At 59.4% G+C, this 24,736-nt stretch carries 23 protein-coding genes; 13 read left to right on the top strand and 10 right to left on the bottom strand.

The features are described from left to right. Nucleotides 1-11 precede the first annotated feature (11 nt). Nucleotides 12-920 carry an HpcH/HpaI aldolase/citrate lyase family protein gene (locus tag NBG89_RS16345; RefSeq protein ID WP_431320801.1) on the bottom strand — a complete coding sequence of 303 codons (909 nt, stop codon included), beginning with the start codon at nucleotides 918-920 and terminating at the stop codon, nucleotides 12-14. A gap of 112 nt (nucleotides 921-1,032) precedes the next feature. Between NBG89_RS16345 and NBG89_RS16340 the strand changes: the two genes are divergently transcribed. From NBG89_RS16340 to leuD, 3 genes are all read left to right on the top strand, one after another. After that, complete coding sequence (locus NBG89_RS16340; RefSeq protein ID WP_431320800.1) at nucleotides 1,033-1,275, top strand: hypothetical protein; 243 nt, start codon at nucleotides 1,033-1,035, stop codon at nucleotides 1,273-1,275. Between the two features lie 112 nt (nucleotides 1,276-1,387). Beyond that, on the top strand, nucleotides 1,388-1,816 hold the full coding sequence (locus NBG89_RS16335; protein WP_431320799.1) for a VOC family protein: 429 nt from the start codon (nucleotides 1,388-1,390) through the stop codon (nucleotides 1,814-1,816). A 138-nt stretch (nucleotides 1,817-1,954) separates the two neighbouring features. Further along, nucleotides 1,955-2,563: a 3-isopropylmalate dehydratase small subunit gene (gene leuD, locus NBG89_RS16330; protein ID WP_431320798.1), complete on the top strand. Its 609-nt coding sequence runs from the start codon at nucleotides 1,955-1,957 to the stop codon at nucleotides 2,561-2,563. 59 nt (nucleotides 2,564-2,622) lie between these two features. On the opposite strand, the gene NBG89_RS16325 is transcribed toward leuD, so the two are convergent. Further along, a complete protein-coding gene (locus tag NBG89_RS16325) occupies nucleotides 2,623-3,555 on the bottom strand; it encodes a pyridoxal-phosphate dependent enzyme (protein WP_431320797.1) in 933 nt (310 codons plus the stop codon). 172 nt (nucleotides 3,556-3,727) lie between these two features. Between NBG89_RS16325 and leuB the strand changes: the two genes are divergently transcribed. After that, the gene (gene leuB / locus NBG89_RS16320) at nucleotides 3,728-4,840 is read left to right on the top strand and encodes a 3-isopropylmalate dehydrogenase (RefSeq protein ID WP_431320796.1); all 1,113 of its coding nucleotides are present in this window, start codon (nucleotides 3,728-3,730) and stop codon (nucleotides 4,838-4,840) included. Between the two features lie 117 nt (nucleotides 4,841-4,957). Further along, entirely contained in the window at nucleotides 4,958-5,719 is a 762-nt protein-coding gene (locus NBG89_RS16315) for a phosphatase PAP2 family protein (RefSeq protein WP_431320795.1), read from the top strand. A gap of 65 nt (nucleotides 5,720-5,784) precedes the next feature. Here the strand turns inward: NBG89_RS16315 and NBG89_RS16310 are convergent, their stop codons facing one another. The 3 genes from NBG89_RS16310 to NBG89_RS16300 all read right to left on the bottom strand — a co-directional run bounded on the left by NBG89_RS16310 (nucleotide 5,785) and on the right by NBG89_RS16300 (nucleotide 10,112). Then, a complete protein-coding gene (locus tag NBG89_RS16310; protein ID WP_431320794.1) occupies nucleotides 5,785-7,671 on the bottom strand; it encodes an MFS transporter in 1,887 nt (628 codons plus the stop codon). Between the two features lie 210 nt (nucleotides 7,672-7,881). Then, complete coding sequence (locus tag NBG89_RS16305) at nucleotides 7,882-8,235, bottom strand: VOC family protein (protein WP_431320793.1); 354 nt, start codon at nucleotides 8,233-8,235, stop codon at nucleotides 7,882-7,884. Nucleotides 8,236-8,348: 113 nt separating this feature from the next. Further along, a complete protein-coding gene (locus NBG89_RS16300; protein WP_431320792.1) occupies nucleotides 8,349-10,112 on the bottom strand; it encodes a glucan ABC transporter ATP-binding protein/ permease in 1,764 nt (587 codons plus the stop codon). A 317-nt stretch (nucleotides 10,113-10,429) separates the two neighbouring features. On the opposite strand from NBG89_RS16300, the gene NBG89_RS16295 reads away from it, so the two are divergent. The 3 genes from NBG89_RS16295 (at nucleotide 10,430) to NBG89_RS16285 (ending at nucleotide 15,388) form a co-directional block, all read left to right on the top strand. After that, nucleotides 10,430-11,170 carry a helix-turn-helix transcriptional regulator gene (locus tag NBG89_RS16295; RefSeq protein WP_431320791.1) on the top strand — a complete coding sequence of 247 codons (741 nt, stop codon included), beginning with the start codon at nucleotides 10,430-10,432 and terminating at the stop codon, nucleotides 11,168-11,170. Between the two features lie 124 nt (nucleotides 11,171-11,294). Next, entirely contained in the window at nucleotides 11,295-14,759 is a 3,465-nt protein-coding gene (pyc, locus tag NBG89_RS16290; protein WP_431320790.1) for a pyruvate carboxylase, read from the top strand. A gap of 68 nt (nucleotides 14,760-14,827) precedes the next feature. Next, entirely contained in the window at nucleotides 14,828-15,388 is a 561-nt protein-coding gene (locus NBG89_RS16285; RefSeq protein ID WP_088704566.1) for an NADPH-dependent FMN reductase, read from the top strand. Between the two features lie 21 nt (nucleotides 15,389-15,409). On the opposite strand, the gene NBG89_RS16280 is transcribed toward NBG89_RS16285, so the two are convergent. The 3 genes from NBG89_RS16280 to NBG89_RS16270 form a co-directional block, all read right to left on the bottom strand. Beyond that, nucleotides 15,410-16,171, bottom strand: a complete 762-nt coding sequence (locus tag NBG89_RS16280) for an amino acid ABC transporter ATP-binding protein (protein WP_431320789.1) — start codon at nucleotides 16,169-16,171, stop codon at nucleotides 15,410-15,412. Next, entirely contained in the window at nucleotides 16,168-16,848 is a 681-nt protein-coding gene (locus tag NBG89_RS16275) for an amino acid ABC transporter permease (RefSeq protein ID WP_088693081.1), read from the bottom strand. The genes NBG89_RS16280 and NBG89_RS16275 overlap by 4 nt, the downstream gene beginning before the upstream one ends. Before the next feature lie 104 nt (nucleotides 16,849-16,952). Continuing rightward, nucleotides 16,953-17,726, bottom strand: a complete 774-nt coding sequence (locus tag NBG89_RS16270) for an amino acid ABC transporter substrate-binding protein (protein WP_431320788.1) — start codon at nucleotides 17,724-17,726, stop codon at nucleotides 16,953-16,955. 237 nt (nucleotides 17,727-17,963) lie between these two features. On the opposite strand from NBG89_RS16270, the gene NBG89_RS16265 reads away from it, so the two are divergent. The 3 genes from NBG89_RS16265 to ispG all read left to right on the top strand — a co-directional run bounded on the left by NBG89_RS16265 (nucleotide 17,964) and on the right by ispG (nucleotide 21,345). Continuing rightward, nucleotides 17,964-18,746: a DeoR/GlpR family DNA-binding transcription regulator gene (locus tag NBG89_RS16265; protein WP_431320787.1), complete on the top strand. Its 783-nt coding sequence runs from the start codon at nucleotides 17,964-17,966 to the stop codon at nucleotides 18,744-18,746. Nucleotides 18,747-18,805: 59 nt separating this feature from the next. Further along, on the top strand, nucleotides 18,806-19,999 hold the full coding sequence (locus NBG89_RS16260; protein WP_431320786.1) for an MFS transporter: 1,194 nt from the start codon (nucleotides 18,806-18,808) through the stop codon (nucleotides 19,997-19,999). 95 nt (nucleotides 20,000-20,094) lie between these two features. Next, complete coding sequence (gene ispG, locus NBG89_RS16255; RefSeq protein ID WP_088693077.1) at nucleotides 20,095-21,345, top strand: flavodoxin-dependent (E)-4-hydroxy-3-methylbut-2-enyl-diphosphate synthase; 1,251 nt, start codon at nucleotides 20,095-20,097, stop codon at nucleotides 21,343-21,345. Nucleotides 21,346-21,361: 16 nt separating this feature from the next. Here the strand turns inward: ispG and NBG89_RS16250 are convergent, their stop codons facing one another. Further along, the gene (locus NBG89_RS16250; RefSeq protein ID WP_431320785.1) at nucleotides 21,362-22,000 is read right to left on the bottom strand and encodes a LysE family translocator; all 639 of its coding nucleotides are present in this window, start codon (nucleotides 21,998-22,000) and stop codon (nucleotides 21,362-21,364) included. A 113-nt stretch (nucleotides 22,001-22,113) separates the two neighbouring features. Beyond that, nucleotides 22,114-23,028, bottom strand: coding sequence for a polyprenyl synthetase family protein (locus tag NBG89_RS16245; RefSeq protein WP_431320784.1), 915 nt, complete (start codon nucleotides 23,026-23,028; stop codon nucleotides 22,114-22,116). A gap of 134 nt (nucleotides 23,029-23,162) precedes the next feature. Here NBG89_RS16245 and mtgA point away from each other — a divergent pair, with 134 nt between their 5' ends. Both mtgA and NBG89_RS16235 read left to right on the top strand, forming a co-directional pair. Beyond that, nucleotides 23,163-23,909 carry a monofunctional biosynthetic peptidoglycan transglycosylase gene (mtgA, locus tag NBG89_RS16240; RefSeq protein ID WP_431322715.1) on the top strand — a complete coding sequence of 249 codons (747 nt, stop codon included), beginning with the start codon at nucleotides 23,163-23,165 and terminating at the stop codon, nucleotides 23,907-23,909. Between the two features lie 97 nt (nucleotides 23,910-24,006). After that, complete coding sequence (locus NBG89_RS16235; protein WP_431322714.1) at nucleotides 24,007-24,726, top strand: DUF1868 domain-containing protein; 720 nt, start codon at nucleotides 24,007-24,009, stop codon at nucleotides 24,724-24,726. The last annotated feature ends 10 nt before the right edge of the window (nucleotides 24,727-24,736 follow it).

Below are 24,736 nucleotides of genomic sequence, written 5' to 3'. Positions count from 1 at the left end.
AAAGTCGTCTTTCACTTCGCCGTTTGGCGTTCTGTAATCAGGCGAGCTTTATGAACCAGACTTTCCGCCTGGACAAGGTGCAGCCGCTCGATCATCCGACCATTGGCATTGATGACGTTCAGGCCATCGGCAGCAGGGTCGGCAAAGGCGGCGATGATCGCCTCCGCTTCGGCAATTGCCGCCTCATCGGGGCCGAAATGCAGATTGGCGGCTTCGATCTGAGCCGGGTGGATCAGCATCTTGCCGTCGAAGCCCATGGCACGGGCATGTGCGCATTCGGCATCAAAGGCATCGGCATCCTTGAAATCGTTGAAGACGCTGTCGATTGCGTCGAGGCCATAGGCGCGCACGGCAAGTACCACCTGCATCAGCCAGGGCACGAGATAGGTGCGGCCCGGTTGCGGCAGGACGCCTGTTTCCTTGCGCAGGTCGTTGAGGCCGACGACGAAACAATCGAGTCTTGAGCCCGGTGTGCGCCCGGCTTCGGCAATCGCTGCCGCGTTCAGAATGCCGCGGGGCGTTTCGATCATCGCCCAGATGCGGAGGCTTTCCGGCGCGTCGGCATCGGCGAGCCGGTCGCTGATGGACATCACATCCTGAGGCTCGTCCACTTTCGGCAGGAGCACGGCATCCGGCTCCAGTGCCAGGACCAGTTCCATGTCCGCATTGCCGAATATGGAGTCAAGCGCATTGATGCGGATGATGCGCTCCTTGTTCAGAAGAGGAGCGCCTGAAAAAAAGGCCTTCAGATTCTCGCGAGCTTCCGCCTTTCGCTCCGGTGCCACGGAGTCTTCGAGATCGAAGATCACGGCGTCGCAATCGAGTGCACGGGTCTTTTCCAGTGCGCGTGCATTGATGGCCGGAACGCTCAGCACCGAACGGCGGAGATTCAAGGAACGAGTCGGAGAATTGCGGGTCATCACAAATGTGTGCCAAGCTTTGTGATGGGTGGCAAGACAACAAAAAGCCATGCTCACCTTGCAGAGAAAGAAATGAAGGACCACATTCCTTTCCGAAGAAAGGTCTAAACTCATGCAAAGCATTCGTTCCGTCTTCCTCCTGCTCGCAGGCATCACCGCCTTCGTTGCGCTGGCGTTCGTCACCTTTTCCGTGACGCTCGCAGTCGGCGGTATTCTGACGGTGCTTATGGTTGGCCGTGCGCTTTCGTTGAAGATGAAACCGGCGCCGATCCGCGCCACCGCCAAGACCAAATCTCATTCCGGCGAGAACATGCGCATCTGGAATGACGGTCGTGGCACGATCATTGACCTCTGACCGTCGGGTCACTTTCAGAAAAATTTCGACATTGCTGTCGGCTCGACTGATCTTCCCGCGTCTTTGAGAGGCCAGGGCTTCTGCCCGAACCAATCAAACGATGGAGGACAGTATGGATACCGCAACGGAAACCGGCACGATGAAGATGCCGCCGGTCAAGAACGGCTTGCTGCCGTATGTCACGGTCGATGGTGCGTTAAAGGCCGCGGAATTTTACAGGCGTGCGTTTGGCACCGAGGAGGCGTTTGTTGTCCCTCCGGATGAAAACGGGCGGACGATGCATGTCCACCTCTACATCAACGGAAGCTCGTTGATGCTATGCGATGCCTATCCCGAGCATGGTCACCCGTTCGAAAGGCACCAGGGCTTCACCCTTCAGCTTGTTATCGACGATATCGATTTCTGGTGGGATCGTGCGGTTGCTGCCGGCGCAGAGGTGATCATGCCTGTTCAGTTGATGTTCTGGGGTGATCGATACGGCCAGCTTCGTGACCCGTTCGGGGTTCTCTGGGCGATGAATGCGCCAGCGAATGCAAACTGATCCCATGTCGACCATAGCCGGCTGCGCGTCGAATCCGCGCGCAGTCGCACCTACGATATAAATTTTCCTTCATTTCGGCGGCAATCTGGACTAAACGCTGATCAACAAAACTACGTCTGCTGATATTGGAGCCAGGCCATGGACAAATTCGTAAAGCTGACGGGCGTCGCAGCCCCTCTGCCGGTTGTCAACATCGATACCGACATGATCATCCCGAAGGACTATCTGAAGACGATCAAGCGCACCGGTCTTGGCAAGGGTCTTTTCGCCGAGGCTCGTTACAATGAAGATGGCTCGCCGAACCCGGATTTCGTGCTGAACAAGCCGGCCTATCAGAATGCGAAGATCCTCGTTGCCGGCGATAATTTCGGTTGCGGCTCCTCGCGCGAGCATGCGCCGTGGGCGCTCCTCGACTTCGGTATCCGTTGCGTCATCTCGACCAGCTTCGCCGACATCTTCTACAACAACTGTTTCAAGAACGGCATTTTGCCGATCAAGGTCAGTCAGGAAAATCTCGACAAGCTGATGGACGACGCCTCGCGCGGTTCCAACGCAATCCTGACGGTCGACTTGGAAAACCTCGAAATTACCGGTCCGGACGGTGGCTCGATCAAGTTTGATCTCGACGAGTTCAAGCGTCACTGCCTGCTGAACGGCCTCGACGATATCGGCCTGACGCTCGAGAAGGGCAAGGCGATCGACAACTTCGAAGCCAAGAACACGGCATCGCGCCCCTGGGCAGCTTAAGTCTGACAAAACATAGCATGGTCAAAGCCGGGTTTTCGCCCGGCTTTTTCTTTGGCGGCTTACAGCAGCCGTTCTTTCCAGGCCTTGAGCTTCTCCAGCGAGACGCCGATGCCGCCGCAGACTTCGATCAGCGGATTGTTGAAGCGGGCGAGGATATCGGGATGCACGTCGGCGACCGCGAGTGCGGCTCCGCAGGCGGGTTCGACCAGAATACGATAGGCATCGGCGAACTTCAGGCAGGCGGCGACTGCCTGTGCGTCGGTGACTGTCACGCTCTCGATGGGGTGGTGTTTTGGCAGGTCGAAGACGTGCTGGGCTACCTGGCGTGCGCCGAGCGAGCTGGCGATGGAGGTAATACCCGGCAAGGTGATGCGCTCTCCTGCGGCAAGGCTGGCATGGAGGGACGCGGCCCCTTCGGTTTCGACGGCAATGACGGGCACATCAGACAAGCCATTTCGCTGAAGGCCGGCAACGATGCCCGCAAGCAATCCGCCGCCGCCGACGCTCGTGATGACGCAATCGAAGTAGGCACCTTTGGCGACAACCTCGTCGATCAATGTGCCATGCCCTTCCCACAGAAGCGGATGGTCGAACGGGTGCACATAGGCGGCCTTGCTGGCCTTCGCTTGCTCGATCGCGAAAGCGTTGGCTTCATCGAACACCGTTCCGTGGACGATAACCGCGGCGCCGGTTGCCTCGATCGATTGACGCACTTCCGCCGATGTCGTCTCGGGCACGACGATCGTGACCGGAATGCCGAGCGCTCGTCCGGCATAGGCTGCAGCGATCCCGGCATTACCGCCGGAGGCGCAGAAAATCTCTTGGGCACCGTTTTCGATTTCATGCTGGCAAAGCCTGCCGACGCCGCGAAGCTTGAAGCTTCCTGAGGGCTGCAGCGCATCGAGCTTCAGCCAAAGCGGCTTGTTGCTCGCGCTGTAATCGGCGGAGGTGCGGAAAAGCGGGGTGTCGAGGTGGAGTGGTGCAGATGGCATGGCGGTATCCGATGAGCTTGGCGATGCTCTCCTTGTGGACCCGCTTGCGTTGATCGGTCAACGAGCGATCTCACCGTAATTCCGCAACCGTACCGAATCGGCCTCCCACTCGCTTGAAATGCCGTTTTTGCGGGTCTAAGAAGCCGCAACTTGTTTTTCCGCGGAGGGTTTCATGACAGCGCGCAATCTTTTCCTGCTGCCGGGCGACGGCATCGGCCCAGAGGCCATGGGCGAGGTCCGCAAGATCATTGCCTATATGAACGAGGCAATGAATACAGGCTTCGTCACCGACGAAGGCCTGGTCGGCGGCAGCGCCTATGACGCGCATGGTGCGGCGATCTCCGAAAGCGACATGCAGAAGGCGCTTACCGCTGATGCGGTTCTCTTCGGCGCCGTCGGTGGCCCGAAGTGGGATGACGTTCCCTATGACGTGCGCCCCGAGGCCGGCCTGCTGCGCCTGCGCAAGGATCTAGAGCTCTTCGCCAACCTGCGTCCGGCCATCTGCTACCCAGCGCTCGCTTCCGCTTCCTCGCTGAAGCCGGAGCTCGTTGAAGGCCTCGATATCCTGATCATCCGCGAGCTCACCGGCGGTGTCTATTTCGGCGAACCGAAGACCATCACCGATCTCGGCAATGGCCAGAAACGTGCTATCGACACGCAGGTCTACGATACATACGAAATCGAGCGCATCTCGGCCGTGGCCTTCGAAATGGCCCGCACGCGCCAGAACCGCGTCTGCTCGATGGAAAAGCGCAACGTCATGAAGTCGGGCGTGTTGTGGAACCAGGTCGTCACCGCGACGCACAAGGACAAGTATTCAGACGTCAAGCTCGAGCATATGCTGGCTGACGCGGGCGGCATGCAGCTGGTGCGCGCGCCGAAGCAGTTCGACGTCATCGTCACCGACAACTTGTTCGGCGACATGCTGTCCGACGTTGCCGCCATGCTGACGGGCTCGCTCGGCATGCTGCCCTCCGCTTCGCTCGGCGCTCCGGATGCCAAGACCGGCAAGCGCAAGGCGCTCTACGAGCCGGTGCATGGTTCGGCTCCTGACATTGCCGGCAAGGGCATTGCCAATCCGATCGCGATGATCGCTTCCTTTGCGATGTGCCTGCGCTATTCCTTCAACCTCGTGAAGGAAGCCGACAACCTCGAAAAGGCGATCGCCAATGTGCTCGACAAGGGCATTCGCACCGGCGACATCATGGCCGAAGGCTGCACGAAGGTTGGAACCATTGAGATGGGCGACGCGATCCTCGCCGAGTTCAAGGCGCTTTCTGCCTGATATTTCACGTGAAACATGCTTTGGGCCTCTCGCATCGATCGATGCGGGAGGTCTTTGCTTGAAGGCAGTTGTTACCGCTCCTATCTCCCTTCTGCATTGAGGAAAGAGCGGAGTGGAATGAGCGAGACGGTCGATCGTAAGCCAAATTTCTGGAGTTATCTGCGAAAGCGCTACGAGGCGCGGCGCACGATCCATCGGCGGGTTCCCTGGAAGGGATTTGCGTTTTCGGCAGTCAATGCCATTGCCATCGCCTTCTTCGTTTTCGATCGCCCGCTCGGCCTGGCAGCCAAGGATCTGGCGCCGCCACTGATCTCGATTGCCGGCGATGTTACCGATGTCGGCAGGCTCGCCTGGATTCTTGCCGGCCTCTCTACGATCTTCGCCACGGGCTATCTTGTCCGTCGTCGACTTTGGAAGGTCCGGAGACGGTTTCGCATGGTCTATTTTGGGCAGATGACGGCCTATGTCGCGCTGAGCGTGCTGTTCACCAGCATCGCCGCCAACCTCCTGAAGGACGCGATCGGCCGGGCGCGACCATTACTCTATGATCAGGAGGGGATTTTCAGCTTCGCGCCCTTCAACATGGATTTCCTACACCAGAGCTTTCCCTCTGGACATTCGGCCAACATTGGCGCGCTGTTCGTGGCGCTCGCGCTTCTCTTCCCGCGCTTTCGCCTTGGTTTCATCGGTATAGGGCTCTGGCTTGGCGCTACGCGCATCATCATCGGCGTGCATTATCCAAGCGATGTTGTGGCTGGCCTTGCGCTGGGCGCCTGGTTTGCCTTTGCCACTTCCGTCCTCTTCGCGCGCTTCGGCCTAGTTTTCTCCATCGATCGCGATGGCGGCTGGCCGACACCGCGGCTAAGCCGCCTTCTCTGAGTTCCATAAATGAAAAACCCGGCGCCTTGTGAGCGCCGGGTTCGCGTTTGCAGTCTTCCCCCGTTTCAATCCATCGCGTGGATATCGCGGTCCTTGGTTTCCGGCAGGAAGATCAGGCCGATGACCAGCGTGATCGCCGCGAAGACGATCGGATACCAGAGGCCGAAGTAGATATCGCCGGTAGCGGCGCTCATTGCGAAGGCCGTTGCCGGCAGCAGGCCACCGAACCAACCGTTGCCGATATGGTAAGGCAGCGACATGCCGGTGTAGCGGATGCGGGTCGGGAAGAGTTCGACCAGCAGGGCGGCGATGGGACCGTAGACCATCGTCACATAGAGAACGAGCACGAACAGAATGGCAATCGTGCCGATCCAATTGACGCGGGCCGGGTCAGCCGTCATCGCAAAGCTGCCGCCATTGGCGATGGTGTAGACCGCCATGTCGGTGGCGCCCTTAGCTTCGTCGGCCGTCAGAAGCTTGTCGGCGACAAGCTTGTCAGCTGGGACCGTCTGCTTGTCGCCGGCGCGTACTGCATCGGCGTTGAGTGCAAGTTCCGGGTTGGCCGCGATGAAGGCGTCCAGCTTTGCATCCGGAACTTTGACGGCGCCGCGTTTCAGCGGATAACCGGCATCATGCAGGGCGATATTGACGCTCTTTTCGAAAGCGCCGGTCATTGCCTTTGCCTTGTCGCCGGCTGCAACGGCATCGAAGCTGGTGATTGTCTCGTCGTTGATCTTGACTGTCGCCGGCTGTCCCGCCGGGCCTGGCACAACATCGTAAGGTACCGAGTTCTTGGTCAGGAAGGCCGTCGCCACGTCGCAGGAGCTGGTGAATTTCGACGTTCCTGTCGGGTTGAACTGGAATTTGCAGTCAGCAGCGTCGGCCGTCACGGTTGCTCGGACCGAGGCCTGGGCTTCAGCAAGCGCCGGATTGGCGGTCCAGGTCATTGCCTTGAACAGCGGGGTGTAGGTGACGGCCGCAATCAAGAGGCCGGCCATGAGGATCGGCTTGCGGCCGATCCTGTCGGACAGGCCGCCGAAGACGATGAAGAAGGGCGTGCCAAGGAAGAGTGCAATGGCGACCATGATGTTTGCCGCCTGCAGGTCGACCTTGAGCACGTTCTGCAGGAAGAACAACGCATAGAATTGGCCGCCGTACCAGACGACTGCCTGACCCATCGTCGCGCCGAGAAGCGCGATCAGCGCGATCTTGGCATTCTTCCACTGCCCGAAAGCTTCCGTCAGCGGTGCCTTAGACCCCTTGCCTTCGGCCTTCATACGCTGGAAAGCCGGAGATTCATTCATCTTCAGTCGAATCCAGACGGAAACGCCGAGGAGCACGACGGAGACGAGGAACGGAATGCGCCAGCCCCATGCCGCAAAGGCTTCCTTGCCCATCAAGAACTGGACGCCGACGATGACGAGAAGCGACAGGAAGAGGCCGAGCGTTGCCGTTGTCTGAATCCATGAGGTGAAGTAGCCACGGCGCCCATTTGGCGCATGCTCGGCCACGTATGTTGCCGCGCCGCCATATTCACCGCCGAGCGCAAGACCTTGCAGCAGGCGAAGTCCGATCAGGATGATGGGTGCTGCGATTCCGATCGTCGCTGCACCGGGAAGGACGCCGACGAGGAACGTCGAGAGGCCCATGATGAGGATCGTCACCAGGAACGTATACTTGCGCCCGACGAGATCGCCGAGGCGGCCGAAGACGAGCGCGCCAAACGGGCGCACCAAGAAGCCGGCGGCAAAGGCCAAAAGCGTGAAGATGTTTCGTGTTGCTTCCGGATACTGCGTGAAATAGGTCGCGCCAATATAGGTGGCGAGCGAACCGTAAAGATAGAAGTCGTACCATTCGAAAACGGTACCGAGCGACGAGGCGAAGATAACCTTCTTCTCTTCGCCCGTCATCGGGCCGGCTTTTGTGCCGTCGACGCTTGCGACATTTGCCATTTTCTGTCCTCCACAGAGCGATGTGAAACGCGGCGCGCGACCATACTCTCCTCAAAGCATACCCCGAGGTCGCGGTTCGCCTGACGAGAGTGTGACAGAAAAGCTCCCTCATACAGAGAGCGGCTTTGGGATTATGACTTTAGTCTAACGCCGTCGCGCAGATTGTCGCAGGCAAGAACCGTCGCGCGCTTGCCGTGATGCAGGGAGCATTCAGGACTTGTGGGAAAGGATATTCACTAGGGTTCCGAAGGGGTCGCGAACATAGAAACGGCGTACGCCCCACGGCTCGTCTGTCGGGCCGTAACAAATTTCGAAACCGGCAGTACGCATGGCTGCGTGTGCCTCATCGACGTCATCGACCTCGATCGACAGGCTTGGAACCGGCGTTCCAGCGCCGCCTTCGCTTGCGAAGCTGACCTGAACTGACATCTGCTGGCTCGAGCCGTAAGTTGCGATCCAGCCGTGATCCATCAGGAGATCCAGCCCGAGGATATCCCGATAGAATGCGCTTGCGACGGCCGGGCTGGGAGTTTGAAGATTGGCGACAATTCGTCTGACTTGCATACGACCTCCCCGCGGTTTCGTTTCCGATATTTAGAAAATGATCGCCGGTGGGCAAGAAAAAAGCCGGATGGCAGGACCATCCGGCTTCGATCAATCGATTTGCCTGCTTCCGATCAGGCGGCTTCTGTCGTGTGTGCCTTGCGAACTTCCTCATCCGTCAGGATGCCGCTCGCACGGAGCAACGCAGCGAAGCGACCGTTGCTCTGGCTGAGTTCTTCGAAGCTGCCTTCTTCGACGACACGGCCGCCATCCAAAAACAGGACCTTGTCTGCTTCACGAACCGTCGAAAGGCGATGCGCAATAATGAAGGTCGTGCGGTTCTGGCGCAGGTTGTCGATTGCGGCCTTCACGCGGTTTTCCGTTTCGACGTCAAGCGCGCTCGTGGCTTCGTCCAGCACCAGGATCGGCGCATCCTTGAGGATGGCGCGGGCGATCGCAACACGCTGACGTTCACCGCCCGAGAGCTTGTTGCCGCGCTCGCCGACATGGGTGTCGTACTGATCTTCGCGTGTCTCGATAAAGTCGGCTGCGGCAGCAGCTTCGGCTGCGCGACGCATGTCTTCATCCGAAGCGCCTTCCCGGCCGAGGCGAATGTTGTCACTGATCGAGCGGTTGAGCAGGCCGGCATCCTGGAACACGGTTGCGATATAGCGGCGAAGCGACTTGCGGGTGATCTTCGTCGTATCGTGGCCATCGACCAGGATCTGGCCGCTGTCCGGATCGTAGACGCGCTGCAACAGGTTGATCATCGTCGTCTTGCCCGAGCCGGTCGGGCCAACGATCGCAACCGTCTGGCCAGCCTTGGCGGTGAACGACACGTTGTGCAGGCCTTGTGCGGTATTGCCGAAGCGGAACGACACGTTGCGGAATTCGACTTCGCCCTTCACGTCGGCGATATCGGCATTGCCTGCCGGCTCTTCGCGTTCACGGACCGAGTCTTCGAGCGAGTAGAAATCCTCGAGTTTCGAGCGGGCCTCGAAAATCTGCGTGGCGAATTGACGCATCTGATCGAGACGCGAGATCAGCAGGTTCGCAAAGCCGATAAAGGCAATGACGTCACCGATGCGGAGCTCGCCGGACTGAACCATCAGCGTACCGATCACCAGGATGATCATCATGGCGATGGTCGATGCCATGCGGTTCATTGCGCCGGCCAGCGCCCACCAGTCGAGAACCGGATACTGAGCCTGCAGCAGGCGGTCGGCAAAGGACTTCAGCGCCTTGGTCTCCGCCTCGATGCGGTTGTAGCTGTGCAGAACCGACACGTTGCTGATCGAGTCGCTGACGTGCGAAAATACCGTATGGTAGTGGTTCTCGACCGACGCCTGGCCATCCTTGGTGCGGCTCATGACGAGACGGCCGATCAGCCAGTAGGCCACGCCAAGCACGACAAGCACGCCCGAAAGACGCAGGTCCATCGACATCGCGGTCGGCACCAGAAGCGCGATCGCTACGGCGGTCGCCAGGTGGTTGCGCATGAACTCAAGCCAAAGGCCGAAGAGCGTTTCGCATGCACGCAGCAGCGTATGCAGCGCATTCGACGTGCCACGCTGATGATGCCAGGACAGCGGCATCGAGATGATGCGGCCGAACGCCTCCGTCAGCAGCGTGGCGCGGCGGCCATGAGCCAGCCGGTCCGCCTCACGCGCGACCAGAACAAATGCTATGGTGTTGAAGACGGCAAAACCGGCCCACATGAAAAGGATGGGTTTCACTTCGCCCTTGCCCGAGATCGCATCGATGATGCGGCCGAACAAAATGGGTTCGGCGATTGTGATCGCGGCAAGCACGATATTCGCGATAACGACCAGGGATACGCGGAGCTTGTAGGCGCCAAGATAGCGCAAAGCTCTTGCATAGACCTTGAATAGCGACACAGCGATACCTCTTGTGCATCTGCGAAATAGTGGAGTTGTGACGCTACAGAAAGATACCTGAACCGGCGATTAACGAAGCGTTCAGGGGGCTCTCGCAATGAAGATTCTTTGGGTCTCGAAGCGCAGGTAAATGCCCTGGTTCTAAAATTTTTTGGGGCGGTTTGGAAATTTCGCAATTTTCGCTTGCGTTGAACGACTACACTGGCACACGATAATACATATTCTAGATTGATGTTTTGATTGCATCGAAAGGCGTCCCACCATCGGGGCATGGCCTGCTGTTCGATGTGAAGCCCAGTTGGGGTGGGGGCGCCTTAGTGAATATTCATTCGTTAATTCAATTGCTTGTGGTTCTAGAGGAGTGCCGGAAGGCGGAGGGCGTCATCGCGGAACTCGAGGATGTCGTCCACTCCTATGGCTTCCAGTATTATGGTCTTATGCGACACCTCAGAGCGACTGAAGATCCGGTCAGCCTTATGTTTGCTGGCCATTGGCCCGAGAAGTGGGCACAAATCTATCTTTCGAAGAAGTACGTTCTGACCGACCCGACGGTGCGCTATCTCGCACATGCGCAAAGACCGTTTCGTTGGAAAGACAGCCTGACGGCTTTCCGCAAGGATCCGCATCACCGGCGCATGGAGCAGATGATGGCTGACGCCAATAGCCATGGTCTGAAAGACGGTTACATTTTTCCTATCCATGGTCGAAACGGTATCCTTGGCAACATGAGCATGGGGGGAATGCCCGTGGATCTTTCTCCCGTCGAGATCTCGCTCTTTGGCGCCGTCGCTCGAAAGGCTTTCTGGCGTCTCCTTGATCTCAAGGGAGAGGCTCCGGCACTGGAGGAAGTTTCCGGCATCGACACGCGCTTGACGCGCCGAGAGATGGAGATCCTTCAGTATCTTGCCGAAGGGATGACCTCCGTCGAGATCGGGAAACGTCTGAAGATTTCGAACCATACCGTCGACTGGTACATGAATGGCCTCCAAGACAAGCTGAAGGCAAAAAACAGACAGCATGCGGTTGCCGTTGCTTTCCGGCATGGGCTCATCACCTAGTTTTCGAGAGTCTAGAGAAATTCTATTTAGGTCGGTTCCAGAAATTGAACTTTCCGTGACAGCACGTTAAGACTTCTCTTCGCGGGTGCAGCATTGCCCGTTTCGATGCCGTGAGGAGACAGCATTGCCCATTTCCAAGATACTTGTTGCCAACCGTTCGGAAATTGCCATCCGCGTGTTTCGCGCGGCCAACGAGCTCGGAATAAAAACGGTCGCGATATGGGCGGAAGAAGACAAACTGGCACTGCACAGGTTTAAGGCCGACGAGAGCTATCAGGTTGGCCGCGGCCCGCATCTTGCTCGCGATCTCGGCCCGATCGAAAGCTATCTCTCTATCGACGAGGTGATCCGCGTCGCCAAGCTTTCCGGAGCCGACGCGATCCATCCCGGCTACGGCCTGCTGTCGGAAAGCCCGGAATTCGTCGATGCCTGCAACAAGGCCGGCATCATCTTTATCGGTCCGACGGCCGACACCATGCGCCAGCTCGGCAACAAGGTCGCCGCCCGCAATCTGGCAATTTCCGTCGGCGTCCCTGTCGTACCGGCAACCGAGCCGCTGCCGGACGATATGGCCGAAGTCGCCAAGATGGCCGCAGCGATCGGCTACCCCGTGATGCTGAAGGCCTCCTGGGGCGGCGGCGGTCGCGGCATGCGCGTCATCCGCTCTGAAGCCGATCTTGCGCGCGAAGTGACGGAAGCCAAGCGCGAGGCGATGGCCGCCTTCGGCAAGGACGAGGTCTATCTCGAAAAGCTCGTCGAGCGCGCCCGCCACGTCGAAAGCCAGATCCTTGGCGATACGCATGGCAATGTCGTTCACCTCTTCGAGCGCGACTGCTCGATCCAGCGCCGCAACCAGAAAGTCGTCGAGCGTGCGCCTGCTCCCTACCTGACCGAGGCGCAGCGCCAGGAACTGGCGGCCTATTCGCTGAAAATCGCACAGGCGACGAATTATATCGGCGCCGGTACGGTCGAGTATCTGATGGATGCCGATACGGGCAAATTCTACTTCATCGAAGTCAATCCACGTATCCAGGTCGAGCACACCGTCACCGAAGTCGTCACCGGCATCGACATCGTCAAGGCACAGATCCATATCCTCGACGGCTTTGCGATCGGCTCGCCGGAGTCGGGTGTGCCCGAGCAGATGGACATTCGCCTCAACGGCCACGCTCTGCAGTGCCGCATCACGACCGAGGATCCGGAACACAACTTCATTCCGGACTACGGCCGCATCACCGCTTACCGCTCGGCCTCCGGCTTCGGTATTCGCCTCGATGGCGGCACCTCCTATTCCGGCGCGATCATCACCCGCTACTACGATCCGCTGCTGGTCAAGGTCACGGCTTGGGCGCCGAGCCCGTCTGAAGCGATCTCGCGCATGGACCGTGCGCTGCGCGAGTTCCGCATCCGCGGCGTCGCTACAAACCTGACCTTCCTGGAAGCGATCATCACGCATCCGAAGTTCAAAGATAATAGCTACACCACGCGCTTCATCGACTCGACGCCGGAGCTCTTCCAGCAAGTCAAGCGACAGGACCGCGCGACCAAGCTTCTGACCTATCTCGCCGACGTCACCGTCAACGGTCATCCGGAAGCCAAGGACCGTCCGAAGCCGTCGGCTGATATCGCCGAGCCGATCGTCCCTTATACGAACGGCAGCGGCATCCCTGATGGTACCAAGCAGCTTCTCGACAAGCTTGGCCCTAAGAAGTTCGGCGAGTGGATGCGGAACGAAAAGCGCATCCTGATGACCGACACGACGATGCGCGACGGCCATCAGTCGCTGCTTGCGACCCGCATGCGCACCTACGATATCGCGCGGATCGCCGGTACTTATGCGCACGCCCTGCCGAATCTTCTGTCGCTCGAATGCTGGGGTGGTGCCACCTTCGACGTCTCGATGCGCTTCCTGACGGAAGATCCGTGGGAGCGTCTGTCGCTTGTGCGCGAAGCCGCACCGAACCTGCTTTTGCAGATGCTGCTGCGCGGCGCAAACGGCGTCGGTTACAAGAACTATCCTGATAACGTCGTCAAATATTTCGTCCGGCAGGCGGCGGCCGGCGGCATCGATCTCTTCCGCGTCTTCGACTGCCTGAACTGGGTCGAGAACATGCGTGTCTCGATGGATGCGGTGGCTGAAGAGAACAAGCTCTGTGAAGCAGCGATCTGCTACACTGGCGATATCCTGAACTCCGCGCGCCCGAAGTACGATCTCAAGTACTATACGGACCTTGCTGTTGAACTTGAAAAGGCCGGCGCGCATATCATCGCGCTCAAGGATATGGCAGGTCTCCTGAAGCCGGCTGCTGCCAAGGTCCTCTTCACGGCGTTGCGTGACGCGACCAGCCTGCCTATCCACTTCCACACGCACGACACCTCCGGCATTGCAGCGGCAACGGTTCTTGCTGCTGTCGATGCCGGCGTCGATGCCGTCGATGCGGCGATGGACGCTCTGTCTGGCAATACGTCGCAGCCCTGTCTCGGCTCGATCGTCGAGGCGCTGCGCGGCTCCGAACGCGATCCGGGCCTCGATCCGGAGTGGATCCGCCGCATTTCCTTCTATTGGGAAGCGGTGCGCCATCAGTATGCGGCCTTTGAAAGCGACCTCAAGGGACCGGCGTCGGAAGTCTATCTGCACGAAATGCCGGGTGGCCAGTTCACCAACCTCAAGGAACAGGCCCGTTCGCTGGGTCTCGAGACCCGCTGGCACGCGGTGGCGCAGGCCTACGCCGACGCCAACCAGATGTTCGGCGATATCGTCAAGGTGACGCCATCCTCGAAGGTTGTCGGCGACATGGCGCTGATGATGGTCAGCCAAGACCTGACGGTTGCCGATGTCGTCAGCGCCGACAAGGAAGTCTCCTTCCCGGAATCGGTTGTCTCGATGCTGAAGGGGGACCTCGGACAGCCGCCGTCCGGCTGGCCGGAAGCGCTGCAGAAGAAGGCACTGAAGGGCGATGCGCCTTATACGGTCCGCCCGGGTTCGCTGCTTGTCGACGCCGATCTCGATGCCGAGCGCAAGGTTATCGAGACCAAGCTGGAGCGCGTGGTCAGCGACTTCGAATTCGCATCCTATCTCATGTATCCGAAGGTCTTCACCGACTTTGCGCTGGCTTCCGACACCTACGGCCCGGTCTCCGTTCTGCCGACGTCGGCCTACTTCTATGGCCTAGGCGACGGTGAAGAACTGTTTGCCGACATCGAGAAGGGCAAGACGCTCGTCATCGTCAACCAGGCGATGAGCGGCACGGACAGTCAGGGTATGGTCACGGTGTTCTTCGAGCTCAATGGACAGCCGCGTCGCATCAAGGTTCCGGATCGTGCGCATGGCGCGACCGGTGCCGCCGCCCGCCGCAAGGCAGAGCCGGGCAATGCTGCGCATGTCGGTGCGCCGATGCCGGGCGTCATTTCCCGCGTCTTCGTTTCGCCGGGTCAGGCGGTCAACGCCGGTGACGTGCTTGTTTCCATCGAGGCCATGAAGATGGAAACGGCAATCCATGCCGAGAAGGATGGTGCGATCGCCGAAGTGCTCGTCAAGGCCGGCGATCAGATCGACGCCAAGGACCTGTTGGTCAGTTATACCGGCTGATGGAGACTGGAACGACACGACGGGGCGGCCTTTGGGCCGCCCCGTTATTTTTTACGAAAGGGATTGATATGAGCAAGCTCAAGATTGCCGTCATCGTCGGGAGCACGCGTATCGGACGCTTTGCGGATCATCCGGCCAAGTGGATCGCCGAGATTGCCGCAAGCCGTCCGGAACTCGAGGTCGAAGTCCTCGATCTCCTGGACTACCCGATGTCCTTCCTCGGACAGGCAAACGCGACTGACGCCCAGAACGAAACGGCGGAGCGCTGGAAGAAGAAGCTGCGCGAATTCGACGGCTACATCTTCACGGCCGCCGAATACAACCATGCCCCGACCGCGGTCCTCAAGAATGCGATCGACCTTGGCGATTTCATCCATAAGCCGGTCGCTTTCGTCGGCTACGGCGGCGTCGGCGGTGCACGCGCGGTCGAGCAATTGCGGCTGATCTTCGTCGAAATGAGCGCCGTCTCGGTAAAGACCGGCGTCCATATTTCCTTCCCGGAATATCTCTCGGTCGCCAAGGATGGAAGGAGCCTGAACGACTACGCGCATCTCATCGAGGCCGCCAAGAACCAGCTCGATCAGCTTGTTTGGTGGGGCAAAGCACTGAAGGCGGCGCGCGCGATCTAACGCTCCACCCGCCGCCCGTGCCTAAATGTCGTAGGTATGGGCGGCGTTGATCGTCGAGATGAAGCGCTTGGTGCGCTCGCGCTCCGGCGCCGTGAAGATGTTCCTCGCACTTCCCGTTTCGACCACGCTGCCGGCCTCGAGGAAGACGACGTCGTTGGCGATCTTGGAGGCAAGACGCAGGTCATGCGTCGCCATCACCATGGTCGTGCCCTCGCTGGCGAGGCGGCCGAGAACATCGACGACTTCGGCCGAAAGTTCGGGATCGAGTGCCGATGTCGGTTCATCGCAGAGAAGAACACGCGGAGACGGGGCGAGCGCGCGGGCGATCGCGACACGCTGCTGCTGGCCACCCGAGAGTGTCGACGGCCAGGCGTCGGCCTTGTGGGCCATGCCGACTTTCGTCAGCAATTCCATCGCCCGTTCTCTCGCCTTCTCCTTCGGCCACCTCAGGACGGTGACAAGGCCTTCCATCACATTCTCGATAGCGGTCTGATGCGGAAAGAGCTGGAAATTCTGGAATACCATGCCGGTTTGTCGGCGGATCTTCTGGATTGCCTGCCAGCCGGTCTTCTGGCCCGGCGCAAAGTTCAGCTTTTCTTCGCCGAGGCGGATCATGCCTGCTGTCGGAATCTCCAGCAGGTTGATGCAACGTAGCAGCGTGCTTTTGCCGCCACCGGACGGACCAACGAGTGCCGTAACGCTGCCTTCCGGAATACGGATGCTGATATCTTTCAGGATGACGGCGTCGCCGAAGCGCTTTTCGATATGGGAAAGCTCGATCATGCGTTTGCCTCCAGCATGCCGCCATAGCGCGCGAAGCGACGCTCGAGGCGGACTTGTAGCGCTGACAGAACGGAGCTCAGAGCAAGGTATATCAATGCGGCCTCGATGTAGAGGATGAGTGGCTCGTAAGTCGTTGCAACGATGCGCTGCGCTGCCTGGAACAGCTCCGGCACCGTAATGGCGGCGGCAAGCGACGTGTCCTTCACCAGCGAAATAAACGTGTTGGAGAGTGGTGGCACCGCAACGCGCCCCGCCTGCGGCAGGATCGTGCGGCTCATTGCCTGACGCCAGCTCATACCGATCGAGTAGGCCGCTTCCCACTGTCCCTTCGGTACGGATGAGATGACGGCGCGGATGATTTCGGAGCTGTAGGCACCGATGTTGAGGGTGAAGCCGATCAGCGCTGCCGGAAAGGCATCGAGCAGGATGCCGATGCTCGGCAGCCCGTAGAAGATCACGAAGAGCTGCACCAGAAGCGGCGTGCCTCTGATAACCCAGACGTAGAAGCGCGCGATCGCGGCAGCTGGCGCTGGTGCGAAGAGCCGTGCGATTGCCGTAATCAATCCAAGGATGAGGCCGAATGTGAATGACAGGAGCGTCAGCGGGATCGTGAAGATCAGGCCGGCCCAGAGGAGCGGACCAAGCGACTCCGCCATCAGTTGAAGCCAGTGCTGCAAGGTGAAACCCTCAAAGAAAGATGCGTCCAGCGAGGCTTCGCTGGACGCTTTTCACGCACATATAAAGGATGTAGCGGCGGCAGCAAGCCGCCTCTGGTGGCGACTTATTTCGAAACGTCTTGGCCGAAGTACTTGTCGGAAATCTTCTTATAGGTGCCGTCAGCCTTAATGTCGGCCAGCGCCTTGTTGATCGCTTCCAGCAGTTCCGGCTCGCCCTTGCGGATGATGATGCCGGAATAGTCGGCATTTTCCTGCTGGGCGACGATCTTCACCGGAGCGTCCGGCTTGTGCTTCTTGAAGTCGAGGAAGGAGAGGCTGTCATTGATCGTCGCGTCCGCGCGCTTGGTCAGCACGAGCTGGATCGACTGGTCGAAGCCGTCGGTGCCGACGAGTTCGGCGCCCGACTGTTCAGCAAGCTTGCCGAAGTTGCTGGTCAGCGACTGCGCCGACTTCTTGCCCTTGAGGTCTGCAAAGCCCTTGATGCTGTCGTCACCATCGCGAATGATGAGTACAGCCTTTGAAGCGATGTAGGGCTCGGAGAAATCATACTTCTGCTTGCGCGCGTCGGTGATGCCGACCTGGTTGATAACCGTGTCGTAGCGTTTCGCATCGAGACCGGCGATCAGGCCGTCCCATTTGCCTTCGACGAATTCCGGCTTGACGCCAAGCTTGGCGGCAACCGCTTCGCCGATCTCCACGTCGAAGCCGACCAGCTTGCCGCTGTCGTCATGAAAGGTGAACGGCGCATAGGTTCCCTCGGTGCCGATCTTGAAGACACCTGATGACTTGATGGCGGCGAGGTTCTCGCCGGCAACAGCGGGAAGAAGCGCGGCGGCCTGGATGAGTGCTGCTGCGGCGATGGTCTTCAGAAGGTTCATTTTTTATCCAATTCACGGGGTGTTCGATGCTCAGAAAGTCGCAGAAAAGCCGGCGATGCGAAGCGTAGAAAACTGCAAAGAAAATCGGCATCTGCGAATATTTTTCTCATTTATCACGGATTTGGCGCGGCATGTTTCAGTTTGTGAAGACCGACAGGGGGTTGTGCACTTGTTTGCACGTTTGCATCGGTTTATGCATGTTTATATCAATTCTGTATCAATCGGGCTAAAATCGGCATGAACACGAACGAACTCCTCCTGCAGGAGCGCCAGAGCGTAATCCTGCGGAAGCTGCGGAGCGATGGTCGGGTGCTTGCTGCAGACCTTGCAGTTGAATTCGGTGTATCCGAAGACACGGTGCGCAGAGATCTGCGTGAGATGGCGGCCGCAGGCCTGTGCGAGCGCGTCTATGGCGGCGCGTTGCCGCTCTCCCCCGCTGGCGGAAGCCTCAATCATCGGACGGGTATCGCGCGGGATCGCAAGCAGGCGCTTGCCGTGGCCGCGGTCTCGGAGATCGTTCCCGGTTCAGTGGTCTTTTTCGATGCGGGCAGCACCAATCTTGCAATTGCGATGGCCCTGCCAATGGATTTGTCACTGACGGCTGCAACAAACGCTCCAGCGATCGCCGGCGCCCTGATCGAGAAGCCTGCCGTCAACGTGATCCTGATTGGCGGCCTTATCGACCGGCAGGTCGGCGGCGCGCTCGGTGCGAAGGCTCTGCGCGACATGGAATCCCTGTCACCCGATCTTTGCATCCTCGGTGCTTGCGGCATCGATCTGACGGCCGGCGTAACAACCTTCGGCTTCGAAGATGCCGAATTCAAGCGTTTTGCGGCATCGCGAAGCAGGAAGGTCCTTGTCGCCGCGACGTCCGACAAATTCGGCACGGCCGCGCCTCATAGCGTGCTTCCGGTGGCGCAATGCGGATGTCTGGTGGTCGAGGGTGATGCAGACCCGGTCATGCTGGCTCGCTATCGCGACAGCGGCTGCAGGACGATCGTGGCTGGCGGATCGACGTAAGTATCATTCATGAACGCGTCGTGCGCGAGTGCCGGCGTTGAGACATTGTGGGAAGAGAAATGGACAACCGCGTTAACACAGCGCCGATGGTCAGAAGCGGCTTCATAACGAAGAACAGGATTGCGGTTTCGCTGCTGTTCCTCATCAATGGCTTCATAGTCGGCTGCTGGGCGCCGAAAATTCCCGAATTCGCGGAGCGCTTGCAACTGAGCAAGTTTCAGTTGGGTCTGATGATCCTGGTTCTTGGCGTCGGTTCGCTTACCCTCATGCCAATCGCCGGATCGCAAATTGCGCGCTATGGCTCGAAGCTTGTCGCGCAGATCGCTGCGGTTTGCCTTATGCCGGCGCTTCTCGCGCTGACGCTTGCGCCCAACGTTGTGACGGGGGCGGTTTCGATCTTCCTGTTTGGCGGCTTTATGGGCGCCATGGACGTTGCCATGAATGCGAACGCGGTTGCGGTCGAGCAATCGATGCGGCGGTCGATCATGTCTTCATGCCATGCCTTCTGGAGTTTGGGCGGTCTGATCGGTGCCGGTCTCGGTGGCCTGCTGATCGCCAGGGTCGGCGTGCTCTGGCATGCGCAGATTGCGACTGCGCTTGCAGCGATTGTTCTGGGCATCGCCTGGAGGATGATCCTTGCCGACCCTCCCCATCCGGACGAGAAGAAGGAAAAGCTCCGGCTGCCATTGGTTCCGCTGCCGTGGCTGATCGGCCTGATGGCGCTGTTTTCCATGGTTCCCGAGGGTGCCGTGCTGGATTGGGGTGCGCTCTACTTGCGCCAGGAACTGGGGGCGTCGGTGGCACTTTCCGGTTTCGGTTTTGCGGCGTTTTCATTGACGATGGCAGTCATGCGCTTTGGCGGCGATCTTGTTCGTGATCGGCTTGGCGGCGTGATGACGCTTCGGATCTGCACGCTGTTTGCAATATCAGGCATGCTGCTGGCCGCCTTCGCGCCCAATGCGGAAATTGCGATCTTAGGCTTTGCACTTTGTGGGATCGGGATCTCGAACATGGTTCCGATTGCTTTCTCCGCTGCCGGCAATATTCCCGGTCTCCGTGCCGGCATTGGTCTCTCGGTTGTCACCACGATGGGCTATTCCGGTATGCTGGTAGCGCCATCGGCGATCGGTTTCGTGGCGGAGCATATCGGCTTCAGCGTTGTCTTCATGGCTTTGCCGGTCTTGCTGGTCGTCGTGCTGTTGTTCTCGAACCTTGCGCGCTATGCCGACGGCATATCGGGTGGCGGCCACTGAAACGGCTCCAAGCAAAAGTGATGTGCGGGCGGTTGACAACAAAGCAGGCATGATCCACCTGAAAGACACGAAATTCAGGGGTTCAAGAACTCTATATGTCTTCTGCTGCAGATTTTGATCCGAAACCACGCCGCGCATCTGTCGCCGTCGACGTTGGCGGCGTCATCGTGGGCGGAGGTGCGCCCGTTGTCGTCCAGTCGATGACGAACACCGATACGGCGGATATTGACTCCACCGTTGCGCAGGTGGCGGCTCTCTTCAAGGCGGGGTCCGAGCTCGTTCGCATCACCGTCGACCGCGACGAGAGCGCGGCCGCGGTTCCGAAGATTCGCGAGCGACTGCTGCGGCTTGGCATGGACGTCCCGCTTGTCGGCGATTTTCACTACATCGGCCACAAGCTTCTTGCCGATCATCCGGCCTGCGCCGAGGCACTGGCGAAGTATCGCATCAATCCTGGCAACGTCGGTTTCAAGGACAAGAAGGACAAGCAGTTCGGCGACATCATTGAGATGGCGATCCGATACGATAAGCCTGTCCGCATCGGTGTGAACTGGGGCTCACTGGATCAGGAGTTGCTGACGGCGCTGATGGACCAGAACGCCGAGGCTGGCTCACCGCTTTCGGCACGCCAGGTGACCCGCGAAGCGATCGTCCAGTCCGCGTTGATTTCAGCCAATCTGGCCGAAGAAATCGGTCTGCCGCGCAACCGCATCATCCTGTCTGCCAAGGTCAGCCAGGTGCAGGATCTGATTGCCGTCTATTCGATGCTCTCCGAACGCTCTGACCACGCCCTGCATCTCGGCCTTACCGAAGCTGGTATGGGCAGCAAGGGGATTGTCGCCTCGTCGGCTGCCATGGGCTATGTGCTGCAGCAGGGCATCGGTGATACCATCCGCGTGTCGCTGACGCCGGAGCCGAATGGCGACCGGACGCGCGAAGTACAGGTTGCCCAGGAGCTGCTGCAGGTGATGGGCTTCCGCCAGTTTGTGCCTGTCGTTGCGGCCTGTCCCGGCTGCGGCCGCACGACCTCGACCGTATTCCAGGAATTGGCGCAAAACATTCAGAACGACATTCGCAAGAACATGCCGGTTTGGCGCGAAAAATATCCTGGTGTCGAAGCATTGAACGTTGCGGTCATGGGCTGCATCGTCAATGGGCCGGGTGAAAGCAAGCACGCCGATATCGGCATTTCCCTGCCCGGCACTGGCGAAACGCCGGCTGCGCCTGTCTTCATCGACGGCAAGAAGGCATTGACCCTGCGCGGCCCGAACATTGCTTCGGACTTCGAGGCGCTTGTCGTCGACTACATCGAAAAGCGGTTCGGACAGAAGACCGCAGCCGAATAGGGCGCAACCGAAACCGTCAGATGCGGCTGGTCAGCAGCTTCAATCCCGCGACACAGTAGAAAGCGGCCATAGCCCCTTCGATCCAGCGGCGCAGGTTGCGGTAAATCTTCAATGCGTGCGGTGTCGAGAACGCCACCGCGTAGCCCATGAAGACGCTAAAGCCCGTCACCATGCATACGCCGATGATCAGGCCGGCGACCGATGCCGGGGCGCCCTGCGGCATGCCGAGCGCTATGATCGCCAACCACGCGAAGATGGCCTTCGGGTTGGTGACGTGGATACCATAGCCGCGCAGCAAGAGGGCGCGTGTCGTGAGGCTCTTTTGCACGACGGCCTGCGGCAGGTCATGATTGGCGCGCACGGCTCTGAAAGCCTTATAGGCGAGATAGAGCAGATAGAGGCCGCCGAAGATTTTCAGGATCTCCAGCGCCATGGCATAGGTCTGGAGGATGGTCGCAAGGCCGAGAGCGGCAGCACAGGCCCAGGTGAACGAGCCTGCGAAGATGCCAAGCGAAATGGTCATGCCTGCCTTTCGACCATGCGTCATCGAAGTGGACACGATTGCCATGATCGCAGGGCCAGGGCTGATGACGGCGATCAGATAGGCGACGTAGGCCGGCAGAATCTGCGGGAAGTAGGTCAGGATCTCATGCATCGTGCGTCTCTTGTTTGGCCGGCGACTGTCCATCGTTCTTAGGCGTGGTTCCCCGCGATAGACAAGAGACTGCATAGAGTCTGTTAGCGGAAACATTGTCCCGGTGACGCTTTTCAGCTCTTGCGACCGGCGATGAAGCGGGCCGCTTGCGCAAGCATGCTGCTCCGCTCGGCGTATGGCGCCAGCAATGCTTCTGCCTCGCGCACCTGCTCGGCAAGCTTGGCTTCTGCCCAAGCCATGCCATGCATTGCCACCAGCGTGCCCTTGCCGCGACCGGCATCCTTGCCTGTCGCCTTGCCCATCGTGGCAGCATCGGAGGTGAGATCGAGAATGTCGTCCGCGAGCTGGAAGGCGAGGCCGATCCGCTCGCCGAACTGACGCAATCGCTCGCGATCGTCCGGCGAAGCGCCGGCGATGATGGCGCCCGCCTCGCAGGCGAAGCGGATAAGGGCGCCGGTCTTCATCGCCTGTAGCGTGACGATGCCCTGCTCGTCGGGCGCCTGTTTCTCGGCGGCAAGGTCGAGAGCCTGCCCGCCTGCCATGCCTCCAATGCCCGCAGCGCGGGCCAGAGCCAGCGTCAACGCCAGTTTGGCGGCATCAGGCAATTTCGTTTCGGACGCGGCGATGATGTCAAAGGCATAGGTGAGCAGACTGTCACCAGCGAGGATGGCAGTCGCTTCATCATAGGCGATGTGCACGGTCGGTTTGCCTCGGCGCAGGTCGTCGTTGTCCATTGCCGGAAGGTCGTCGTGAACGAGCGAGTAACAGTGTACGCATTCGAGTGCCGCACCCACCCTCAGTGCCGCGTCCCTGTTTCCACCGAGCAACGATGCCGCCTCCACGACAAGGAAGGGCCGCAACCGCTTGCCGCCGTTCAGGGTGGCATAGTGCATGGCTGAACGCAGCCGTTCCGGCCGGGTGATTTCGTCGTTCAGCGCAGGTGGCGACAGTAAAACGCCGAGCACAGCCTCGACCTCGCGTGCGGTGGTCGTCAATCTGGCTTCGAATGTTTCAGAGCTTGCGTCCATGGCGCGCTGTTTGGCATGAGCCGCCTTCTGCTTGCAACGGAATTGTCGATGGTGCGGTGAAGATTTCCTTTGTCTCTGGCAATGCCAGTTCGCAAACGGTATGGAGGAGAAGGGCAAGAGACTGGGTCGGGGAATTGGACATAACGCCGGAGAGAGAGGAAAGCATGACCGTGCCGTTTCACAGGCACGCGTTGCTTTGGCTCAAGGGTCGGCCCTTGATCACGCGCATCGCTCTCGCGCTGGCGGGGCTCGTCATTCTTCCGTATGTCCTGATTGTCCTTTATCTGCTCCCCTTCGTTCACCCCGTTTCCACGCTCATGCTCCGTGATTTGGTGTTGCTGCGCGGCTACGACCGGCAATGGGTATCACTCGATGATATTTCGCCGGTTCTCGTTCAGTCGGTGATGATGTCCGAGGATGGGCAGTACTGCTTCCACGGCGGCGTCGATTGGGGTGAGATGCGGATGCTGTTGGAGGATACGCTGAGCGGCCAGGCGACCCGCGGCGGCAGCACGATCCCGATGCAGACGGTGAAGAATCTGTTCCTGTGGAACAGCCGGTCCTTCGTTCGCAAGGCGCTGGAACTGCCATTGGCTGTGACGGCGGATTTCATCTGGTCCAAGCGGCGCCTGATGGAGATCTACCTCAATATTGCAGAATGGGGACCGGGGATCTACGGCATCGAGGCTGCGGCACGTCACCACTTCAAGGTGCCGGCATCGAAATTGACCAGCCGGCAGGCAGCTCTTCTCGCCGTGTCGCTTCCCAATCCCTTCGATCGCAACGCCGGCAAGCCCGGGCGTGGATTGCGACGGCTCGCCGGCCTCATCGAGCGGCGCGCGCGCGGGTCAGGCGATTACATCAGATGCATTTATGATTGATATCGCAATAAGTCGTTGGTGTTCATGAGTGTCATCTGGCATTCGTGCTTCAAACGTATGGACGGAAATCCCGCCACCAATGACTGGACTGCCAGCGATGATTTCTGCCTTTTCGCCTAGCCTTCTCACGTATTCCGCCGTTCATAACCGGGCGCCGCCGAACCATCTCGGGACCCGCTATGACGCAACCGGCACGTTTCTGCGCGAGCCTGGCAATACCGTCGTTTGCCATCTGGTCGAGGGATCGCCATCGCAGCAGGCAATCATTGAGGCGCGCCAGAGTTTTCTGGCGATGCCGGAGGCATCTCAGTTCGCCTTCACGCCGATCTCCAGTCTGCACATGACCCTGTTTCAGGGTATTATCGAGTATCGTCGCAGGCTGCCTTACTGGCCGCAGGATGTGGCGCTTGATACCGCGATCGAGCGCATGAGCGAGATCTATCTGGATCGGTTGCAATCCTTCGGGCCGCTAGGCCCCTTCGATGTTGAAGTTACCGACGTAACGCCGGTAGGGCTTACCGTGAACGGTGTTACGGCTGCGGATCGGCGTATTATGAAGGAATGGCGTGACGCGTTCGCACATGTGTTCGGCTACCGGCATCCGGATCATGACACCTATGAATTCCATATCACATTCTGCTACCCGATCGCGCGGTTACAGGAAGCAGCGCTTCCCGCATGGCAGGCCATGCTCGACCGCGCGCTCGCCACGCTGCGCGAAACCACTCCGGTGATAGCATTGAGGCCGCCTGCCTTCTGCACTTTCGAGGACATGAACCATTTCGAGGAGCGGCTTGTGTTCGCGCCCAAAACGTAAAAGGAAGATC

The sequence above is a fragment of the Rhizobium sp. YTU87027 genome, assembly GCF_050644135.1.
GTDB lineage: Bacteria > Pseudomonadota > Alphaproteobacteria > Rhizobiales > Rhizobiaceae > Rhizobium.
This window is presented reverse-complemented; position numbering and strand designations above follow the sequence as displayed.

Excerpts from the sequence above, each read along its gene's own strand:
- NBG89_RS16340 (WP_431320800.1), top strand. The coding sequence starts at position 1,033 with ATGCAAAGCATTCGTTCCGTCTTCCTCCTGCTCGCAGGCATCACCGCC.
- leuB (WP_431320796.1), top strand. The coding sequence starts at position 3,728 with ATGACAGCGCGCAATCTTTTCCTGCTGCCGGGCGACGGCATCGGCCCA.
- NBG89_RS16250 (WP_431320785.1), bottom strand. The coding sequence starts at position 22,000 with ATGCATGAGATCCTGACCTACTTCCCGCAGATTCTGCCGGCCTACGTC.
- NBG89_RS16245 (WP_431320784.1), bottom strand. The coding sequence starts at position 23,028 with ATGGACGCAAGCTCTGAAACATTCGAAGCCAGATTGACGACCACCGCA.
- NBG89_RS16280 (WP_431320789.1), bottom strand. The coding sequence starts at position 16,171 with ATGATCGAGCTTTCCCATATCGAAAAGCGCTTCGGCGACGCCGTCATC.
- NBG89_RS16305 (WP_431320793.1), bottom strand. The coding sequence starts at position 8,235 with ATGCAAGTCAGACGAATTGTCGCCAATCTTCAAACTCCCAGCCCGGCC.
- ispG (WP_088693077.1), top strand. The coding sequence starts at position 20,095 with ATGTCTTCTGCTGCAGATTTTGATCCGAAACCACGCCGCGCATCTGTC.
- NBG89_RS16285 (WP_088704566.1), top strand. The coding sequence starts at position 14,828 with ATGAGCAAGCTCAAGATTGCCGTCATCGTCGGGAGCACGCGTATCGGA.
- NBG89_RS16235 (WP_431322714.1), top strand. The coding sequence starts at position 24,007 with ATGATTTCTGCCTTTTCGCCTAGCCTTCTCACGTATTCCGCCGTTCAT.
- leuD (WP_431320798.1), top strand. The coding sequence starts at position 1,955 with ATGGACAAATTCGTAAAGCTGACGGGCGTCGCAGCCCCTCTGCCGGTT.
- NBG89_RS16270 (WP_431320788.1), bottom strand. The coding sequence starts at position 17,726 with ATGAACCTTCTGAAGACCATCGCCGCAGCAGCACTCATCCAGGCCGCC.
- NBG89_RS16325 (WP_431320797.1), bottom strand. The coding sequence starts at position 3,555 with ATGCCATCTGCACCACTCCACCTCGACACCCCGCTTTTCCGCACCTCC.
- NBG89_RS16265 (WP_431320787.1), top strand. The coding sequence starts at position 17,964 with ATGAACACGAACGAACTCCTCCTGCAGGAGCGCCAGAGCGTAATCCTG.
- NBG89_RS16335 (WP_431320799.1), top strand. The coding sequence starts at position 1,388 with ATGGATACCGCAACGGAAACCGGCACGATGAAGATGCCGCCGGTCAAG.
- NBG89_RS16315 (WP_431320795.1), top strand. The coding sequence starts at position 4,958 with ATGAGCGAGACGGTCGATCGTAAGCCAAATTTCTGGAGTTATCTGCGA.
- NBG89_RS16260 (WP_431320786.1), top strand. The coding sequence starts at position 18,806 with ATGGACAACCGCGTTAACACAGCGCCGATGGTCAGAAGCGGCTTCATA.
- NBG89_RS16345 (WP_431320801.1), bottom strand. The coding sequence starts at position 920 with ATGACCCGCAATTCTCCGACTCGTTCCTTGAATCTCCGCCGTTCGGTG.
- NBG89_RS16310 (WP_431320794.1), bottom strand. The coding sequence starts at position 7,671 with ATGGCAAATGTCGCAAGCGTCGACGGCACAAAAGCCGGCCCGATGACG.